A 287-nucleotide genomic window follows, 5' to 3' on the forward strand; every position below is an offset into this window, starting at 1 on the left:
AAATATTATTCCTTCAAAATGATGAAGATGCAAATCATTTTGTTCAATCCGCCTTATTTACTGGCGGATTCATAATACAACATAAGCTTTCTTGCGAAATCAATAGGAATTTACAAAAATATTTTCCTAAAATAATAATTTGCACATTTCAAAATTTCGCAAATCCTTCATTCATTAAACAGAATGATGAATGCCCTCAAAGCAAATACTATGGAGCGGAAGACGGGATTCGAACCCGCGACCCCCACCTTGGCAAGGTGATGTTCTACCACTGAACTACTTCCGCA

Annotated in this window: 1 tRNA gene; it reads right to left on the reverse strand. The window is 36.2% G+C overall.

The features are described 5' to 3' along the window. Window positions 1-211: 211 nt before the first annotated feature. A tRNA-Gly gene (locus RG959_RS24015) sits at window positions 212-286 on the reverse strand. Window position 287 lies beyond the last annotated feature (1 nt).

It is taken from the genome of Domibacillus sp. 8LH (assembly GCF_038806185.1).
Classification (GTDB): Bacteria; Bacillota; Bacilli; order Bacillales; family Domibacillaceae; genus Domibacillus; species Domibacillus indicus_A.